This is a genomic window from Micromonospora vulcania (assembly GCF_042658605.1).
Classification (GTDB): domain Bacteria; phylum Actinomycetota; class Actinomycetes; order Mycobacteriales; family Micromonosporaceae; genus Micromonospora; species Micromonospora vulcania.
The window spans coordinates 274,337-291,087 of record NZ_JBHSQS010000005.1 but is presented as its reverse complement, the minus strand read 5'-3'; the positions used below and the strand labels follow the sequence as shown (position 1 = coordinate 291,087).

18 protein-coding genes are annotated in these 16,751 nt (G+C 72.1%); 8 read left to right on the top strand and 10 right to left on the bottom strand.

All coding sequences use genetic code 11. The features are described 5' to 3' along the window. The first annotated feature begins 216 nt into the window (after positions 1 to 216). Entirely contained in the window at positions 217 to 1,230 is a 1,014-nt protein-coding gene (locus ACFQGL_RS10585; protein WP_377509134.1) for a potassium channel family protein, read from the top strand. A 24-nt stretch (positions 1,231 to 1,254) separates the two neighbouring features. On the opposite strand, the gene ACFQGL_RS10580 is transcribed toward ACFQGL_RS10585, so the two are convergent. Beyond that, positions 1,255 to 1,746, bottom strand: coding sequence for a MarR family winged helix-turn-helix transcriptional regulator (locus tag ACFQGL_RS10580; protein ID WP_377509131.1), 492 nt, complete (start codon positions 1,744 to 1,746; stop codon positions 1,255 to 1,257). 82 nt (positions 1,747 to 1,828) lie between these two features. Between ACFQGL_RS10580 and ACFQGL_RS10575 the strand changes: the two genes are divergently transcribed. Next, positions 1,829 to 2,473 (top strand): FMN-dependent NADH-azoreductase, encoded by a 645-nt coding sequence (locus ACFQGL_RS10575; protein ID WP_377509128.1) that lies wholly within the window; start codon positions 1,829 to 1,831, stop codon positions 2,471 to 2,473. A gap of 85 nt (positions 2,474 to 2,558) precedes the next feature. Here the strand turns inward: ACFQGL_RS10575 and ACFQGL_RS10570 are convergent, their stop codons facing one another. The 3 genes from ACFQGL_RS10570 to ACFQGL_RS10560 form a co-directional block, all read right to left on the bottom strand. Then, entirely contained in the window at positions 2,559 to 3,593 is a 1,035-nt protein-coding gene (locus ACFQGL_RS10570; protein WP_377509125.1) for a 2-oxoacid:ferredoxin oxidoreductase subunit beta, read from the bottom strand. After that, positions 3,586 to 5,433, bottom strand: a complete 1,848-nt coding sequence (locus ACFQGL_RS10565; RefSeq protein WP_377509122.1) for a 2-oxoacid:acceptor oxidoreductase subunit alpha — start codon at positions 5,431 to 5,433, stop codon at positions 3,586 to 3,588. The genes ACFQGL_RS10570 and ACFQGL_RS10565 overlap by 8 nt, the downstream gene beginning before the upstream one ends. A gap of 372 nt (positions 5,434 to 5,805) precedes the next feature. After that, positions 5,806 to 7,269, bottom strand: a complete 1,464-nt coding sequence (locus tag ACFQGL_RS10560; protein WP_377509119.1) for a hypothetical protein — start codon at positions 7,267 to 7,269, stop codon at positions 5,806 to 5,808. Positions 7,270 to 7,399: 130 nt separating this feature from the next. Here ACFQGL_RS10560 and ndhC point away from each other — a divergent pair, with 130 nt between their 5' ends. After that, positions 7,400 to 7,777, top strand: a complete 378-nt coding sequence (gene ndhC, locus ACFQGL_RS10555; protein WP_377509116.1) for an NADH-quinone oxidoreductase subunit A — start codon at positions 7,400 to 7,402, stop codon at positions 7,775 to 7,777. Positions 7,778 to 7,844: 67 nt separating this feature from the next. On the opposite strand, the gene folP is transcribed toward ndhC, so the two are convergent. Next, positions 7,845 to 8,714: a dihydropteroate synthase gene (folP, locus tag ACFQGL_RS10550; protein WP_377509113.1), complete on the bottom strand. Its 870-nt coding sequence runs from the start codon at positions 8,712 to 8,714 to the stop codon at positions 7,845 to 7,847. 158 nt (positions 8,715 to 8,872) lie between these two features. Between folP and ACFQGL_RS10545 the strand changes: the two genes are divergently transcribed. Then, on the top strand, positions 8,873 to 9,451 hold the full coding sequence (locus ACFQGL_RS10545) for a DivIVA domain-containing protein (protein ID WP_377509110.1): 579 nt from the start codon (positions 8,873 to 8,875) through the stop codon (positions 9,449 to 9,451). Continuing rightward, the gene (locus ACFQGL_RS10540; protein ID WP_377509108.1) at positions 9,448 to 9,945 is read left to right on the top strand and encodes an SRPBCC family protein; all 498 of its coding nucleotides are present in this window, start codon (positions 9,448 to 9,450) and stop codon (positions 9,943 to 9,945) included. Before ACFQGL_RS10545 ends, ACFQGL_RS10540 begins: the two co-directional genes overlap by 4 nt. On the opposite strand, the gene ACFQGL_RS10535 is transcribed toward ACFQGL_RS10540, so the two are convergent. Beyond that, positions 9,890 to 10,783, bottom strand: coding sequence for a sterol desaturase family protein (locus ACFQGL_RS10535; RefSeq protein ID WP_377509105.1), 894 nt, complete (start codon positions 10,781 to 10,783; stop codon positions 9,890 to 9,892). The genes ACFQGL_RS10540 and ACFQGL_RS10535 overlap by 56 nt on opposite strands. Positions 10,784 to 10,919: 136 nt before the next feature. Between ACFQGL_RS10535 and ACFQGL_RS10530 the strand changes: the two genes are divergently transcribed. Together ACFQGL_RS10530 and ACFQGL_RS10525 are read left to right on the top strand one after the other, a co-directional pair. Next, the gene (locus ACFQGL_RS10530) at positions 10,920 to 11,501 is read left to right on the top strand and encodes a DNA-3-methyladenine glycosylase I (RefSeq protein WP_377509103.1); all 582 of its coding nucleotides are present in this window, start codon (positions 10,920 to 10,922) and stop codon (positions 11,499 to 11,501) included. A 13-nt stretch (positions 11,502 to 11,514) separates the two neighbouring features. Further along, complete coding sequence (locus tag ACFQGL_RS10525) at positions 11,515 to 12,138, top strand: hypothetical protein (RefSeq protein WP_377509100.1); 624 nt, start codon at positions 11,515 to 11,517, stop codon at positions 12,136 to 12,138. On the opposite strand, the gene ACFQGL_RS10520 is transcribed toward ACFQGL_RS10525, so the two are convergent. The 4 genes from ACFQGL_RS10520 to ACFQGL_RS10505 are packed head-to-tail and all read right to left on the bottom strand — an operon-like array spanning position 12,135 to position 16,371. Next, positions 12,135 to 13,376, bottom strand: coding sequence for a DUF1501 domain-containing protein (locus ACFQGL_RS10520; RefSeq protein ID WP_377509097.1), 1,242 nt, complete (start codon positions 13,374 to 13,376; stop codon positions 12,135 to 12,137). The two genes, ACFQGL_RS10525 and ACFQGL_RS10520, sit on opposite strands and share 4 nt — an antisense overlap. Before the next feature lie 17 nt (positions 13,377 to 13,393). Continuing rightward, positions 13,394 to 14,692 carry a DUF1800 domain-containing protein gene (locus ACFQGL_RS10515; RefSeq protein ID WP_377509094.1) on the bottom strand — a complete coding sequence of 433 codons (1,299 nt, stop codon included), beginning with the start codon at positions 14,690 to 14,692 and terminating at the stop codon, positions 13,394 to 13,396. A gap of 58 nt (positions 14,693 to 14,750) precedes the next feature. After that, on the bottom strand, positions 14,751 to 15,548 hold the full coding sequence (locus ACFQGL_RS10510) for an enoyl-CoA hydratase/isomerase family protein (protein ID WP_377509091.1): 798 nt from the start codon (positions 15,546 to 15,548) through the stop codon (positions 14,751 to 14,753). Positions 15,549 to 15,552: 4 nt separating this feature from the next. After that, positions 15,553 to 16,371, bottom strand: coding sequence for a PaaX family transcriptional regulator (locus ACFQGL_RS10505; protein WP_377509088.1), 819 nt, complete (start codon positions 16,369 to 16,371; stop codon positions 15,553 to 15,555). Positions 16,372 to 16,561: 190 nt separating this feature from the next. On the opposite strand from ACFQGL_RS10505, the gene ACFQGL_RS10500 reads away from it, so the two are divergent. Beyond that, complete coding sequence (locus tag ACFQGL_RS10500) at positions 16,562 to 16,729, top strand: DUF3117 domain-containing protein (RefSeq protein ID WP_007455245.1); 168 nt, start codon at positions 16,562 to 16,564, stop codon at positions 16,727 to 16,729. The last annotated feature ends 22 nt before the right edge of the window (positions 16,730 to 16,751 follow it).

Below are 16,751 nucleotides of genomic sequence, written 5' to 3'. Positions count from 1 at the left end.
GCGGGCCCGATGCCTCTCGGGCGCAGGTGGGTGTGCCAGCCGGCCGGATCCCGCACCGGCGTGATGTGCCGGAGCAGGGCCCGGGTGCCGCCGTTGTCACCAGGTAGTCGGGCGCGGGACCGGGTCCGGTTGTCCGTTCGCGACCGGGGCGTGCGGCGGACGCGGTACCCGCTATGTTGTGGGCGTGCAGGCGACGGTGGGGGAGCAGGTTCGACGGTGATCCATTTTCCCGCGCAGCGCCGAGGCCCGCTGAGCGCGCTGAGCCTACGGCTGGCCGCAGCGCTCGGCCTGGTCTTCGCCGTGGTCACCGCCGTCTACCTGGACCGGGACGGCTACCGCGACGTCAACGAGGACGGCCTCACCCTGCTCGACTGCTTTTATTACGCGGTCGTCTCGCTCTCCACGACCGGCTACGGCGACATCACGCCGGCCGCCCAGTCGGCCCGACTGGTCAACGTCCTCTTCGTCACCCCGGCCCGGGTGCTCTTCCTGATCATCCTGGTTGGCACCACCCTGGAAGTCCTGACCGAGCAGTACCGGACCGGCCGTCGCCTGTCGCGGTGGAGGAGAACCGTGAAGGACCACGTCATCATCTGTGGCTACGGCACCAAGGGCCGTAGCGCGGTCTCCGCCCTGCTGGAGAACGGTCTGGACCGATCGAGGATCGTGGTGGTGGAGCGCAGCAGCGCCGCCCTGCGGCAGGCCACCTCGGCCGGGCTGGTCGCCATCGAGGGCTCGGCGACCCGCTCGTCGGTGCTGAACGAGGCGCACGTCCGCAACGCCAAGGCCGTGATCATCGCGACCGACAGCGATGACGCCTCCGTGCTGGTGGCGCTGACCGTACGACAGCTCACCGCCGGGCAGGTCCGGATCATCGCGGCGGCTCGCGAGGCGGAGAACGCCCCGCTGCTCAAGCAGAGCGGCGCGCACCACGTGATCGTCTCCTCGGCCACCGCCGGTCGGCTGCTCGGCCTGTCCACCTCGGCACCGCCGCTGATCGACGTGGTGGAGGACCTGCTCACGCCGGGTCAGGGGATGGCGCTGGCGATGCGGTCGGCGGAGCGGGACGAGGTGGGTCGTTCGCCTCGTGAGCTGGAGTCCTTGGTGATCGCCCTGGTTCGCCGGGGCAAGGTGGTCACCCTGGCCGACCGGGCCGGCGCGGTGATCGAGACCGGCGACATGCTGGTGCACGTCCGCGACGACCGTCCGTCGTCCGCGCCGGTGGCCTGACGGCGGCCGGCCGTCCGGCCGGGGTCAGCAGGACTCGTTGGCCAGCGGGGGTTCCGGGCAGATCATCTCGCTACAGGTGGCCGCCGTGCCGGTGGTGGCCCGGCGGAGCAGTTCGTAGAGCGACTCCCGCTCGGTGGGATCCAGTGCCGCCAGCACCTCGTCCTCGGCGTTCTTCAGGGCGCACTCGGCCTCGTTGAGGCGTTTTGCCCCGGTATCGGTGATTTCCACGACGTGTCGTCTGCGATCGGTGGCTGAGCGACGCCGTTCGATCAGGCCGCCTGCTTCCAGGTGGTTGAGCAGCCCGACGATGTTGGTCGCGTCCATCTCCAGGGTGCTGGCGAGTGCCTGTTGGCTGATGCCGCCCTCCGCGCGCAGCACGGTGAGTGCGACGAGGTGTCGGGGGCGCAGGGCGAACGGCGTCAGTACGGACTCGGCGCGCAGCCGCATCCGCCGGGCCAGGTGATCCAGCATCGGGCCGGCGCGGTGCTCCGCCGGTTCGACCGGCTGGACAGACATGTGAGCCAGTCTACCGAGCGATCGGAACATCTGCCTGCTATAAATGGTTAGCGCTACACAGACGATTCCTGGAGGGGAAGCCATGCACCTGCTGCATATTGACTCGAGCATCCGCGGCGACTGGTCGGTCAGCCGTCAGCTCACCGCGCGCGCCGCCGCGGTCTGGCGAGCGGCGCATCCGGACGGCACGGTGACCTACCGCGACCTGGGCGCCGAGCCGGTGCCGCACCTGGACTCGGCCGGCGGTCTGGCCCGGATGACGCCGCTGGACCAGCACACCCCGGCGCAGCGCGAATCCTGGGAGCTCAGCGAGCGGCTGGTCCGCGAGGTCAAGCAGGCCGACGTGGTGCTGCTCGGGCTGCCTCTCTACAACTACGGCGCTCCCAGCAGCGTCAAGTCCTGGGTCGACCACCTGATCCTGCCCGGCCTGGCGTACGACCCCGAGACGTCGGCCGGCCTGCTCGGCGACCGGGAGTTCGTGGTCCTCGCCAGCCGGGGCGGCGGATACGGCGAGGGCACGCCCCGCGACGGCTGGGCGCACGCCGAGCCGTGGCTCCCGCACGGCCTGTCGCAGACCGGCCTGGAGCCGCGTTTCATCACGGCCGAGCTGACCCTCGCCCCCGTGGTTCCGGCGATGGCCGAGCTGGTCCCGCTGCACGAGGCGAGCCTGGACGCCGCCCAGAAGGAGATCGACAACCTCTGGCTGCCGGCCGCCGCCCAGCGCTGAGCGACCTCCGCCCAGCTTCCGGGTGCCGATACGACGAGAGCGGCCGCCCCACCACGGGGCGGCCGCTCTCGTCATGCCGTACGGGTCAGAGGATCGTCCAGGTGTCGCCGCTGCCGAGCAGGCCCGCGAGCTGCTGCTCGGGCGTCTCGGTGACCGTCGCCTTGGCGGCCTCCAGCTGGCTCTGCACCACGCTGTCGTAGGACGGCCGGTCCACCGAGCGGAACACCCCGATCGGGGTGTTGCGCAGGTCCAGACCGGGCAACCGGGACAGCGCGAAGGCGTACGCCGGGTCGGCCACCGTCGCGTCGTGCACGACGATCTCCTCCGGCCGGACCGAGGCGGTCTCCCGTACCTCCAGGCCGAAGCCGCCCGGCGGGTGCACCACGCAGAACCGCCCGTCGGCACCGAAGGTGATCGGCTGCCCGTGCTCCAGGCGGATCAGATAGTCGTCCCGGGTGGACGGGTCCTTGAGCTGGTCGAACGCCCCGTCGTTGAAGATGTTGCAGTTCTGGTAGATCTCCACGAACGCCGAACCCTGGTGCTCGGCGGCGGCCCGCAGCACGGACTGGAGGTGCTTGCGGTCCGAGTCGATGGTCCGGCCGACGAAGCTCGCCTCCGCGCCGAGGGCCAGCGAGAGCGGGTTGAAAGGGGCGTCCGCCGAACCGGCCGGCGTCGACTTCGTGATCTTGCCAACCTCGGAGGTGGGCGAGTACTGCCCCTTTGTCAGGCCGTAGATCCGGTTGTTGAACAGCAGGATCTTGAGGTTGACGTTGCGCCGCAGGGCGTGGATCAGGTGGTTGCCGCCGATGGAGAGCGCGTCGCCATCGCCGGTGACCACCCAGACCGACAGGTCGGGACGGGACACCGACAGGCCGGTCGCGATCGCCGGGGCGCGGCCGTGGATTGAGTGCATCCCGTACGTGTTCATGTAGTACGGGAAGCGCGACGAGCAGCCGATCCCGGAGACGAAGACCGTACGCTCCCGGGGGATGTTCAGCTCGGGCATGAACTGCTGGATGGCCGCCAGGATCGCGTAGTCACCGCAGCCGGGGCACCAGCGCACCTCCTGGTCGGACTTGAAGTCCTTGGCGGTGAGCTTGAGGGCGACGGACTCAGACATTCTTCAGGACCTCTTCCAGCGTCGTCTCCAGCTCGGTGGCCGTGAACGGCAGGCCGCGGACCTGGTTGTAGCTGATCGCGTCGACCAGGTAGCGGGCCCGGATGACGTGGGCGAGCTGGCCCAGGTTCATCTCCGGAATGACCACCCGGTCGTAGGAGCGCAGCACCTCACCCAGGTTGGCCGGCATCGGCGCCAGGTGCCGCAGGTGCGCCTGGGCGATGGACAGGCCCCGCTGGCGAAGCCCGCGGCACGCCGCGCCGATCGGCCCGTACGTCGAGCCCCAGCCCAGCACCAGCACCCGGGCGTCGCCGTCCGGATCCTCCACCTCCAGGTCCGGCACGGGAATGGTCTCGATCCGGGCCGCCCGGGTGCGCACCATGAAGTCGTGGTTGGCCGGGTCGTAGGAGATGTCGCCGGTCTTGTCGGCCTTCTCCAGCCCACCGATCCGGTGCTCCAACCCCGCCGTGCCCGGGATCGCCCACGGTCGGGCCAGGGTCTCCGGGTCGCGCAGGTAGGGCAGGAAGGTCGTGCCGTCCTCGCCGTTGGGCTTGGTGGCGAACTCCACCCGCAGGTCCGGCAGCGACTCCACGTCCGGCAGCAGCCACGGCTCCGAGCCGTTGGCGACGTAGTTGTCGGACAGCAGGATCACCGGGGTGCGGTAGGTCAGCGCGATCCGGGCCGCCTCCAGCGCGGCGAAGAAGCAGTCCGCCGGCGACTTGGGCGCGATCACCGCGACCGGCGCCTCGCCGTGCCGGCCGTAGAGCGCCATGTTGAGGTCGGCCTGCTCGGTCTTGGTCGGCATACCGGTCGACGGGCCGGCGCGCTGCACGTCCACGATCACCAGCGGCAGCTCCAGCGCCACCGCGAGGGAGATCGTCTCGCTCTTCAGCGCCACACCCGGGCCGCTGGTGGTGGTGACCCCGAGCGAACCGCCGTACGACGCGCCGAGCGCGGCGCCGACCGCCGCGATCTCGTCCTCCGCCTGCATGGTGAGCACGCCGAAGCGCTTGTGCTTGCTCAGCTCGTGCAGGATGTCCGACGCCGGCGTGATCGGGTACGCGCCGAGGAAGACCGGCAGCCCGGAGCGGACCCCGGCGGCGACCAGGCCCAGCGACAGTGCCGCGTTGCCGGTGATGTTGCGGTAGGTGCCCGGCTTCATCTTGGCCGGCTTGACCTCGTAGCGGACCGCGAAATCCTCGGTGGTCTCGCCGAAGTTCCAGCCGGCCTTGAAGGCGGCCACGTTCGCCGCGACCAGCTCCGGTCGAGCCGCGAACTTGCGCTCCAGGAAGCGCAGCGTCGACTCGTACGGGCGCGAGTACATCCAGGAGAGCAGGCCCAGGGCGAACATGTTCTTCGACCGCTCGGCGTCCTTCTTGGACACCTCGTGGACGGCGAGCGCGCCGACCGTCATCGAGGTCAGCGCCACCGGGTGTACCACGTACCCGGCGAGCGACTCGTCGTCGAGCGGGTTGCTCTGGTAGCCCACCTTGGCCAGGTTGCGCTTGGTGAACTCGTCGGTGTTGACGATGATGTCCGCGCCGCGCGGCAGATCGGCCAGGTTGGCCTTGAGCGCCGCCGGGTTCATCGCCACCAGCACGTTCGGGGCGTCGCCCGGGGTGAGGATGTCGTAGTCGGCGAAGTGCACCTGGAAGCTCGACACGCCGGGCAGGGTGCCGGCAGGAGCCCGGATCTCGGCGGGGAAGTTGGGCAGCGTGGAGATGTCGTTGCCGAGTTGCGCCGTCTCCGAGGTGAACCGGTCGCCGGTCAGCTGCATGCCGTCGCCGGAGTCACCGGCGAACCGGATGACCACCCCGTCGAGTTGACGGATCTGCTTGGTCACTGTGCCACCTTCGTTCGCGACTGCGGGGCTCGCAAAACCGGCTCACTCCTCGCGCTCACGCCTGCACCTCGCTTCGCTGCGCGCGAGCGCGCGGGCGGCTGAACATGATGGTGACCTCGTCTTGCCCGGCCACGGGACCTCCTTGACGCAACGCTGCACCGCACCGCCCCAGGGTGGTCCGGCCCGCTGTCGTTCCTCACCTGAGAGCCTACGTCGAATGGCCCCTCGACCTTCCCAGGAGGTCCGGCGACTGGGACCGGATCCGGCCGAAAAATGCCCCGAATCGCGGCCTTTCGACCGGCCCGCCGTAATCCAGATCACCGTCGAGGTCCCGACACCACCCACCGGCCAGCCCTGCGGGGGTGTCGAGAGTCAGTCGGTGGTGGCCGTGGTCGGCTCGGTCGGCCGGTCGGTGAGCCGTCGCCGCAGCGAACTGGTGGCCAGGACCAGGGCCAGCACCACCAGCAGCGTGGAGACCGCGATCAGGATGACCGCCGTGCGCTGCACCGAGGTCATCCCGCGGTGGTCGGTGGCGGAACCGGCAGGGAGTACGCCCTGGGAGCCGGTCGGCGCGGGCGGCGAGGCCACCGGCGTGGCCAGCGCGGCCGCCGCGGTGATCCGGAAGCTCATCTGCACCTGTCGGGTAGGGCCGCTGCGCGGGTCGAGCTGGCCGATCACCGCGCCGGACAGCGGCGCCTCCCGCTGGGCCTGCGGTGTCGCCTCCACCGGCAGCCGCACCTCGGCGGTCTCGCCCGCCGGTACCGCACCGGCGTCGCACCGGGTACGGGTCGGATCGAGCGCCACGCAGCCGGCCGGTGGGACCGGCACGCTCACCCCGGCGGGCAGGACCACCTCTACCCGGCCAGCGGCGTCCACCGTGCCGGTGTTGCCCAGCCGGACCGTGAGGGTGCTCGCCGCGCCGCTGATGTCGAAGCCCACCTCGTCGGCGGCGAGCGAGATCCCGGGCACCGGCGGACCGGGCGGGAAGAGCACCGCGAAGCCCTGGTCGTCGGTCGCCTCGCCGGCAACTCCCGGCGCGGACGCGGCGACCCGCACCGATCCGCTGAGCGGCATCTGCCGCCAGGCGGTGCCGGCGACCCGCACCCGGACCAGGCTGCTGAACCGTGCGCCCGCCTCGGCCGTCCAGGCCCCGCAGCGGTACGAGCCGCCACCGGCGGCGGTGCATCCCTTCGTGCCGTCGTCGACCAGCCCGGTGGGCAGCGTGTACGAGAGCCCGATCCGCTGGGCGACGGTGCCGGTGTTGGTCACCGTGACCCGTAGCGTGGTGGCCGCGCTGTCCTTGTTCCAGTACGCCCCGGTGAGAGTGACGTCCTCCGTGGTCACCTGCACGCCCAGCGGGCTCGGCGGCGGTGCGTCCGGGCCCGGTGCCGGCGGGTGCACCGGAGGCACCGGCGGCACCGGAGGGACCGGCGGAGCGGGTGGCCCCGGAGTGGGTGCCCGGGTGGTGACGCCCGGGGTGGGTGCGATCGTGGTCGGTGCCGGCGGCACCTCCGGCGCGGTGGTCACCGGGGCCGGCGGCGTCGTCTCCGGCGGCGGGGCGGTGGTCTCCGGGGCCGGATCGGTCGGCAGCGGATCGCCACCACCCGGCTCCTCGGTCGGGGTGGGCTCCGCCGAGCTGGTCTCCGGGTCCGGCTCGGGCTCGATCACCGGCTCGGACTCCACCGCGACCGCGGTCGGGTCCGGGTCTGCCGCGCTCGCCCAGGCCGGCCCCACGGCGAGTGCCGCGAGCAGGCCGAGCGCGAGCGAGGTCGCCAGCAGGGGCAGGGGACGCCACCCCGGCTCCCGGCGACCGGGCGATGCGTTCACGCGGGCCATGTGTCCTCCGGTGCCAGGGGTGAGGGGTCCAATGGTCGGCAACAATTGCCCCGGTGCACTAGTCCCATCTGGAAACAAATTCGTAACGTGTTTGGTACCACGATTTCGGGCGGACGGTAGGCTCTCGGACGTGAACGGTTACCTGGGCTCGTACGCGACGCTCGGGCTGCTGCTGCTCGCCAGCGTCCTGTTCTTTGTCACGGCGTTCTCCGCCAACCGGGTGTTACGTCCGGCCCGTCCGGCAGACCCGCCCGGCAAGCGGGCGAGCTACGAGTGTGGGCTCGATCCGGTCGGTGCGGACTGGGCGCAGATGCAGATCCGCTACTACGTCTACGCCTACCTGTACGTGCTGTTCGCGGTCGAGGCGGTGTTCCTCTTCCCCTGGGCGGTGATCTTCGACCGGCCGGGCTTCGGCATGGTCACGGTGGTGGAGATGGCGGTGTTCGTGGCGGTGCTCGCGCTCGGCATCCTCTATGCCTGGCGTAGGAACATCCTGCGCTGGACCTGACCGCCGCACCCTCCGGCGATCGTGCCGGTCCGCCCGGCCGTTCGCGGTCGGTCGCGGCGACGACCGGTCAGGCCAGGCCCCGCCGGGTCACCGTCGGCGGTCGGTCGCCACGGATCGAGGCCACCATGTCCAGCACCCGCCGGGTTGGTCCGACCTGGTGGGCCCGGAACACCCGGGCGCCCAGCCACGCGGAGACCGCCGTCGCCGCGAGCGTCCCCTCCAACCGCTCGACCACCGGCAGGTCCAGCGTCTCGCCGATGAAGTCCTTGTTGGAGAGCGCCACGAGCAACGGCCAGCCGGTCCCGGTCAGCTCGTCCAGCCGCCGGGTGATCTCCAAGGAGTGCCGGGTGTTCTTGCCGAAGTCGTGAGCCGGGTCGATCAGGATGCCGTCCGGACGTACCCCTTGCGCCACGGCGCGCTCGGCGAGCCCGGTCACCGTCGCGACCACGTCGGCGACCACGTCGTCGAAGGCGGCCCGGTGCGGACGGGTCCGGGGGACCAGCCCGCCGGCGTGCGAACAGACCAGGCCGGCCCCGGTCTGCGCGGCCACCCGGGCCAGTGCCGGGTCGGCACCCGACCAGGTGTCGTTGAGCAGGTCTGCGCCGGCCGCCACGGCCTCCACCGCCACTTCGGCACGCCAGGTGTCGATCGAGATCACCACCTCCGGAAAGGCGGCCCGGACGGCGGCGATGGTGTCCACCGTGCGCCGGATCTCCTCGCTCACGTCCACCTCGGCACCGGGGCCGGCCTTCACCCCGCCGATGTCGATGATCTCCGCGCCGTCGGTCACCGCCCGCTCCACCGCCCGCAGGGCGCTGTCGGCGGCGAAGGTGGCGCCCCGGTCGAAGAACGAGTCCGGCGTGCGGTTGACGATCGCCATCACCACCAGCTCACCGGAGGCGAACGTCCGCCCACCCAGCCGAAGCGCCCCGGCCATGCCCGCCTCCCGAGAGTCCGACCGGCGCCGCCGCGTCGGCCGGTCCCGACGCTAGCCGGTCGGTCGGCCGGTACGCCGAGCGGGCGTGTCGGACCCGATCGTGATCGAGGCGGGGTGGTGGGCTCGCTCGCGGCCAGCCGCCGTGCCACGATCAGTGCATGGGTCAGCTTCTGCTCTTCCTGGTCGTGGCGTTGACTGTCGCGGCGGTGGTGTTCGGCGTGACGGTGCTGGTCAGCGGCCGTGATCCCGGTCTGGTGCCGGCCGAGCCGGATTCGCAGGCCGTGGCACTGCCGGGCACCCGGCCGCTGCGTGAGTCCGACGTGGGCGCGGTTCGTTTCGACACCGCGCTGCGGGGGTACCGGATGGCCCAGGTCGATCAGGCGATGCGCCGCGCCGCCTACGACATCGGCTACAAGTCCGAGTTGATCGGTGTGCTGGAGTCGGAGGTCATCGCATTGCGTGAGGGCCGCACCGCCGACGCGGACGTGCTACGCCAGGCCCGTGAGCAGGCCGCCGGCGTGGCGCCTGACGAGGCTCCGGAGACCGCCGGCCCGGCTGCGGCCGACGCACAGCCCGTCGACGACACGGCCCCGGTCGGCTCGGGCCCGCTGCCCGCCGCCACGTCCTCCCCGGCGGACTCCGACGGCGTGGCGCCGGCCGACGATGAGGCGGCCGACGGCGAGGCGACCGACGGTGCCGGGCAGCACGGCCAGGTGGTTCGGTCGGAGTCGGCGTGACCGACCCGGAGGGCGCCGACGATCTTCGTGAGGCGGCCCAACCGGGTGCCGGCGAGGTGACCGCCACGGTGATCGTCAGAGCCCCAGCGGCGCGGGTCTTCGCCGCGCTGCTCGCCTGGGAACGCCAGTCCGACTGGATCCCGTTCACCCGGGTGCAGGTGGTCGAGGGCGACGGCCGCGAGGGCAGCCTGGTCGAGGCGGTGACCACGCTCGGCCCGGCGGTGCTGCGGGACGAGATGCGGGTGGTCCGCGTCGACGAGCCGTACGAGATCGGGGTTGTGCACTGCGGCCGGCTGCTGCGCGGCCCGGGCGTGCTGCGCTGCACCCAGATGGACCAGGAGCGCACCCAGGTGGTCTGGCACGAGTGGTTCCACCTGCCGGGCGGGGCAGCCGGTCGACTGGCCTGGCCGGTGCTCTGGCCCGGGTCCAAGGTGGGCCTCACCCAGGGGCTGAAGAGGTTCGCCCGTCTGGTCGAGCAGGGCCGGCTGCCCTGACCACGATCGGCGTCGGCTGCCAGCCCGGAGCCCGGAACAGGACCCCGGCGCGGTGCCGCCAACCCACCGCGGCGCGCAGGTCGCGGGCGATCGAGACGTACTCGTGGAAGGCCACCCGGACCGGGTTGTAGCTGCCGACGTTCTTGGTGAGGCCGTACACGCAGCGCTCCCGCTCCGGCGCGAACGAGCCGAACAGCCGGTCCCAGACGATCAGGATGCCGCCGAAGTTGCGGTCCAGGTAGCCGCCCTGCGAGGCGTGGTGCACCCGATGGTGTGACGGGGTGTTGAAGACCGCCTCGTACCAGCCGGGCAGTCGGTCGATCCGTTCGGTGTGGATCCAGAACTGGTAGAGCAGGTTGAGCGAACCGCAGAACGCCACGACCGCCGGGTGCACACCCGCCAGGATCAGCGGGATATAGAAGATCCAGCCGGTCAGGCTGGTCCACGGCTGGCGTAGCGCGGTGGAGAGGTTGAACCGCTGCGACGAGTGGTGCACCACGTGCGCGGCCCAGAGGATCCGGATCACGTGGTGGCTGCGGTGCGACCAGTAGTAGAGGAAGTCCTGCGCCACCAGGATCAGCGGCCAGACCCACCAGACCTCGGCCACCCGCAGCGGGGTGAGCGCGTAGAGCAGCGCGTACCCGGCGGCGATCGGCACCTTCCAGAGCAGGTCGGTGAAGATGCTGCCCAGCCCCATCGCCATGCTGGTTGCGGTGTCCGCGCCGCCGTAGCCGACCTCGTCGTCGTCGCGGTGCAGCAGGTAGGAGGCCCGCTCCAGCACGATGAGCAGCAGGAAGGCCGGGATCGACCAGGCGATGACGTCCGGGAATTCCTTCATCGCGCACCCTCCACTCGCCCTCGCGGGCCGGGGTGCACCGGCGGTGACCCCGACCTACCGGTCGGTAACCAGCACCCTAGGCATCCGGACGGCCGGTGGCAATGGCCTGTCGGTGCGATGGCCTAGCGTGTACGAGGTGACTGACCTGGTGATCGGCGCCGATGGGCTGCCACGCTGCGCCTGGGGGGCGAGCACTCCCGACTACGCCGTCTACCACGACACCGAGTGGGGGCGGCCGCTGCGCGGCGACGACGCGCTCTACGAGCGGATGACCCTGGAGGCGTTCCAGTCCGGCCTGTCCTGGCTGACCATCCTGCGCAAGCGCCCGGCGTTCCGGCTGGCCTTCGACGAGTTCAAGATCATGACCGTCGCGGGCTACGGCGACGCCGACGTGACCCGGCTGCTGGCCGATGCCGGCATCGTCCGCAACCGGGCCAAGATCGAGGCGGCGATCGCCAACGCCCGCGCCGCGCTGGAGTTGCCCGACGGGTTGTCCGCGCTGCTCTGGTCGTACGCCCCGGAGCCCCGGCCGGCCCGTCCCGCCTCGTTCGCCGAGCTCGCGGCGATCACCCCCGAGTCGACGGCGATGGCCAAGGCGCTCAAGAAGAGCGGGTTCCGCTTCGTCGGCCCGACCACCGCGTACGCGCTCATGCAGGCGACCGGCATGGTCGACGATCACATCGTCGGCTGTCACGTCACGCTCCCAACGGTGGCGTGATGAGATGGCAGGCATGACCACCGAGACCGCGCACCGGGCCGGCGAGACCGGCCGCGCCGACGGGGCGGGCACCTGGGCCGTGCTCCTGCCCGCCGAGCGGTACGAGGCCGAGCGGCTCGTGCACCACGACACGTTGGAGCTGACCGGGCTGGCCGACGTCGGCCGCCCGGGTCCGGGTGACCGGGTGGCGGTGCTCGCCGACACGCCGCCCCGGCTGGTGGCGCTCGGCCGGGTCACCGCGCCGGCCCAACGGCATCGGGAGGACCCGGACGACCCGCAGTCCCCGGTCGAGCCGGCGACGCTCGTCGTGGCGTACACCCGAAGGGCCTTCGACGAGCCGGTGCCGGCCGACCGGCTGGCGCTCGACGGGCCGCTGACCGCACTGGACCCGGCGGCCTTCCGGGCGCTGGCCGACCGGCTCGGCCCGCCCCCGACGCGGCGCACCTGGCTGGTCAGCCTCGACCTGCCGATCGAGGCCGGCACGTCGGCCGAGGCGGTCCGGCTGTTCTGGTCCTACGTGCAGGAGCTGGGGCCGCGTGAGCTGCCCGCCTTCGTCTCGCCATCCGGGGACGAGCTGGCCATGCAGGCGTTCGTGCTGGGCGCGGAGGCCAACCAGGACCCGGAAGAGGACGACTAGAACAGCTTCTCCAGCCGTCCCCGCCAGTCGGCGAGGACCGGGCCCGGGTCGGCGTCCAGCACCCGCTCCAGCAGGGTGGCGTAGACGTCCCGGAAGTCGGTGGTGAACTTCAGGTCGCCGTCGTCGAGGTCGGTGAGGCTCGGCGCTTCGCCGTGCCAGCCACCGCGTACCCCGGCGCCGAGCAGCAGCAGGTCCGAGGCGGTGCCATGGTCGGTGCCGTCCGAGGCGTTGGCCCGGACCCGGCGGCCGAACTCCGAATAGACCGCCACCACCACCTTCCGCCCCGCCTCGGTGCGACTCATCCGGTCCGCGAAACCGGTCAACGCCCGGTCCAGCTGACCCAGCAGGACGGCCTGCAACTGCTTCTCGTCGGCGTGGGTGTCGAAGCCACCCAGCGACACCGAGAAGACCCGGGTCGACACCCCGGCCTCGACGCACTGCGCCACCAGGTCCAACTGCGCGTCGAGCGGCGTCTGCGCCCCGCCGGTGGCCGTCGCCGGTGCCTGCTCGCCGTCCGGGTCCGCCGTCTGCGCGTCGGCGGAGTCGCGGACCTGTCGGATCATCTCGTCCACCGACCGCAGGTCGGCGAAGCAGGCGGCAGCGCGGCCCCGGGCCGCCGACTCGCCCGCCTCGGCGGCGGCGAACGCGGTCAGCGTCTCGGCCGGCAGCCCCTTGGCGGCCTTGCGTTCGGTCACCGGCACCGAGGCGCCCGCGCTCTGCGCCCCGGCCAGCAGAGGCGGCAGGGCCGGCTCGAAGGACACCGCCAGTCGGGGATCGCCGCCGGCCCGGTCCAGCCAGCGGCCCAGCCAACCGGTGTTGCCCGGCCGGTCCGGTTGCGCCGTGTGCCAGATGTCCATCGAGCGGAAGTGACTCCGGTCCGGTTTCGGGTAGCCGATCCCGCGCACGATCGCCAGGCCACCGCCCGACCAGCGCTGGTGCAGGCCGGCCAGGGCCGGGTTCAGGCCGAAGTCGTCGTCCAGTCGCAGCACCTCCCCGGCCGGGTACGCCAACTCGGGGCGAGCGGTCGCGTACGCCGGATCGCCGTACGGGATGACGGTGTTCAGGCCGTCGTTGCCGCCGTAGAGGGTGACCAGCACCAGCGTGCGGGACTGCGGATCGCGGTCGCCAGCGGTGTCGAGCAGGTCCCGCAGCCCGTACGCGCCGGCTCCGGCGGCCAACGCGCTCGCGCCGACAACCCCGCTGGTCAGCAGGAACTTCCGTCGGGTCAGGGTGTCCATCGCTCGACTCCTCTCGTTCAGCTGACGGTGTACTCGGGGCTGACCAGGCCGGCCGCCAGCAGTTTGCGCGGCTCGCCGGCCAGTGGGGTCAGGGCGGCCCGGGTCCGCGTACCCCAGCCGTCGACCACCAGCAGTCGGGCCAGGGCGTCCGGCCGGCCGGCGGTGGGCGCGGCGGTCAGCCGGGCCAGGGCCGCCGGTGCCGCGGCGGCGGCCAGCATTCCGGCCATCCGGAGCCGGGCCTGCAACGACGAGGTGGTCAGCCAGGCGGACCCGGCCGGCCACCCGCCCACGCTGGGCGGTCGCAGGGGCACCTGGTCCAGCGCGTTCAGACCGGCCACAAGTTGCTTGCGTTGCTGCTCGGGCAGGGCCGAGGGCCGGACGCCGAGCTGCCGCAGTGCGCCGACCAGCCACTCCACCGGCTGCTTGACGAGGGTGCCCCGGGTCTGCGCGAAGGCCGGCGAGGAGAACAACGCGCGCAGGGTGGCGTTGGTGTCCGCACCAGCGAGACCCTGCGGCGTCGGGACCTCGGCGCCGGCGTAGCGGAACCAGAGCCGGTCGGCCACGAACGTCGCCGCACGGGGCTGGGCGGCGAGCAGTCCGGCGTACGACTCGGCGTCGTACCGATCGCTCTGCCCGAGGATGGTCTTGGCGCCGGGATCGTGCCGGCGGGCCTCGAAGCGGGCGACGCCGGTGCGTCGGTCCACCACCCAGCCGGTCAGCGCCCGCGCCCCGGCCTTCACGTCAGCCTCGGTGTAGCCACCGATGCCGAGGGTGAACAGCTCCATCAGCTCGCGGGCCAGGTTCTCGTTCGGGGCCTTGCGGGTGTTCTTCTGCCCGTCCAACCAGACGATCAGGGCGGGGTCACGCACCATCGCGGCGACCAGTGGGCCCAACGGCCCGCGTCCGTGGCGGCGCAGCGTCTCCAACTGGCCCAGCATCAGCCGTGCCGACTTGACCTTCTGCGCGCTGGTCGCCCAGTGCCCGTGCCAGAAGAACAGCAGCTTCTCGGTCAGACCGTCCTCGGCCGCCACCATCCGGTCCAGCCACCAGAGGGTGAGCTGCTGGAGTTGGTCGCGGCGCTCGGCGTTGGCCTTCTGCCGCTGCTCGCGGGTGGACTCCTTGGTCAGCGCGGCGGACGGGTCGGGAGGCAGCGTCGGGACCGGGGTCGCCGCCGCACCCCGGTCGGGCCGGGCCGGTGCGAGCAGGTTGTCCAGGGCCGCTGCCGGCCCGACCCGCTCGGCCGCGTCCACCTCGGCGGCGGTCGGTCCGAAGGTGGCCCGACGCAGCAGGTGCGCCACCGCTTCACGATCGGTCATGTGGGCGACGCTAGGCCGCCCACGTTCGAGGACGGTAAGGACGAGGTGCGAAACGCGTTCAGTGTCCCTCGAAGACCGGTTTCTGCTTGCCGACGAAGGCGAGGGTGGCCGCCCGGTGGTCGTCGGTGGCACCGCAGATCGCCTGCGCCTGCGCCTCGGCGGCGAGAGCGTCGGCGAGGGTGCCGGCATCGGCGATGGAGAGCTCCCGCTTGATCGCCCCGTACGCCACGGTGGGCCCCGCGGCGAGCCGGGCGGCCAGTTCCTGGGCGGCCGGCAGCACCTGCTCGTCGTCGTCCGTCAGTCGGTTGAGCAGCCCCAGCCGGCAGGCCTCCTCGGCGCGGACCGGCTCGGCCAGCATCAGCAGCTCCACCGCCTTGGCGTGGCCGACCAGCCGGGGCAGCGTCCAGGACGCGCCGGTGTCGGCGGCGAGGCCGACCTTGGCGAAGGCCATCAGGAAGCTCGTGCTCGGGCCGCCGATCCGGATGTCGGCGAGGAAGGCCAGCGACGCGCCCGCTCCGGCGGCCATCCCCCGGACCGCGGCCACCACTGGCTTGGGTAGGTTGGCCAGCCGTGCGGCGATCGGGTTGTAGTGCGCCCGTACGGTGCCCAGCGGGTCGGCGGCGGTGCTGCCCCTCTCCAGGGTCGACACGTGCTCGCGCAGGTCCTGACCGGCGCTGAACGACCCGCCCGCGCCGGCCAGCACGACCGCGCGGCAGGACCGGTCGGCCTCCAGCTCGGCCAGGGTGTCCCGCAGGGCCTCCTTGAGGGCCACGTCGAGCGCGTTCATCGCCGTCGGCCGGTTCAGCGTGAGGGTGACGACGGCGTCGGTCCGGTCGACGAGCAACGGCTCGGTCACGTGTCTAACGACCCTTCTGTCGGACGATGCGGTTGCCGGCGTCGAGGCACTGCTCGACGTACCGGTCGGCGGCCGGACGCAGGCGGGCCGCGTGCCGGTCGAAGAAACTGGCCGCGGCGGTGCCGGGCCAGCGCTCGGGCAGCAGCGCCGGGGGCAGCTGCGGGTCCCGGAACAGGAAGGTACGCCACGCGTGCACGAGCCGGAACCGGGCCGCGTACGCGTCCTCGTCGGTGCTGCGCACGGTGACCGCGCTGAGTTGTGGGCGCTGCTCGGCGACGAACCGCTCGTAGGCGCGGCCGATCTCGGTCAGGTTCCAGGCCCGGCGGACCACGCCCATCGCGCCCGGTGTGCCGGCGAAGTGCGAGGCGGTGAAGCGCTCGAACCGGATGCCGGCCTCGCCGAGCAGCAGGTCGACGTCCTCGGCGGGCCGGGTGGCCACCCAGGTCTGCTCGTCGAGCGTGCCGTACCCGAGGAAGCTGAGATTGGCGGCCAGCCGCTGCCGGTCCCGGCGGGAGCCGGGCGCCTCCAGGACGAGCAGATCGAAGCGGCCGTCCCAGCTGACCCGGCCGGTCCGGTAGATCCGGGCCGCCGCCTCGTCCAATCGTCGGGCTGCTTTTGGTGTGATCGAATATCCCGGTCCGGATGCCATCCGGAGCGGGTCGAGCCAGCCCTGTCGGACCATCCGGGACACGGCGGTACGCACGGCCGGGGGTGCAATTCCCAGCGGTGCCAATAGCTTGACCAGGGCGGCGACCGGTGCCCGGCCACCTCGCGGCCGGAGGTGGTCGCCGTACAGGTCGAAGAGTGCCGACCGTGCCTGCATGACCGCACATTGTGACAGGCCTTCTCAAGATAAGCTAGATGCTGTTACATCAATGCTGCTCCGGTTTGGGTCCGGCGGTGTTCATCAGGGAAAATCGTTGGTCGACACCCCCGCGACCGTTGCGGGTGGTCGTGACGAAGTGGCTGTGGGGCAACCCACCGACCCTGGTGTAGGTCTGAGGGGAGACAACATGGCGGCGATGAAGCCGCGGACGGGCGACGGTCCGCTGGAAGTCACCAAGGAGGGTCGGGGCATCGTCATGCGGGTCCCGCTGGAGGGCGGTGGCCGGCTCGTCGTCGAGATGACTCCCGACGAGGCCAACGCGCTCGGTGACGCGTTGAAGGCAGCCGCCGGCTGAGCGAGGAGTGGTCCGGGCGGCG